Here is a 794-nt window from a genome sequence, read left to right as displayed (position 1 = left end):
GCGTTGTTTTGTGAGCCGTCTGGGTAAGCGAGGAAGACGTTATCGAACGCGCCGGAATCTCGTACCTGCTTCAAGTGCGTCACGATGGCTCGTTTTTCTGACTCATCAGAAAGGGAGGTGAGTGCTCGCTCTTTAGAGAGTAGCCAGTCACTTACGTACTGGTTGTATGACGCGCTGGTGCTTTCCAGACGCTGGGCAACTTCCGCATCCAACCGTTGTAACGAATCTCGAAAAGACAAGCCTTCGACTAACACGCCCCCAAGGATGATGGCAGCACTGGCCGAGATAGCCAGTTTATTCTTCAGTGATAAATTTTTGAACATAGCAGCGATTAATAGATTTTTTGTACCCAAGCGGCGTTAAGTGTCGGGCTTAATGCCCATTGACCTAAAATCGCGGGGTAGTTTGTTATTGGTTATTTTCATTCGTATATGATCCGGCGTCGTCGCTGAAAAGCGGTTTTGACGCCGAAATCATCGATTGATTATATTTTACTGCTCAAAATAAATACTGGCGCTATGTCGCGAATTTGAGCTTTATAAGAAATAAGAAACTAATACGAGAGCGGCTTGTTTTATGTATTTGTAAAGAAAGGATTTGTCGTGTTTTGTAAATGATAATTGATTTCATTAAATGGTGATGTAGATCACGTTTGAGCGGTAAATAATCCATTAAAAATGTGAAGGTCATGGAACGAGGATTATATTGATCGGCTTAATCATAGTTATGGGCAATAGTTATGCGCAGTATATTGTTAGTCCCCGCGTTATTGTTGTCAGGGTGTGCTCTGACAC

The 794-nt window shown here is 43.1% G+C and carries 1 pseudogene; it reads right to left on the bottom strand.

Features of this window, described 5'->3' with window-relative positions:
• Window positions 1-323: pseudogene (locus R7190_RS26770) on the bottom strand (chemotaxis protein); the annotation flags it as partial.
• Window positions 324-794 lie beyond the last annotated feature (471 nt).

Source organism: Vibrio sp. 1078-1, from assembly GCF_033340475.1.
The sequence above is the reverse complement of the archived record's forward strand: the minus strand, read 5'-3'. Positions and strand labels throughout refer to the sequence as shown.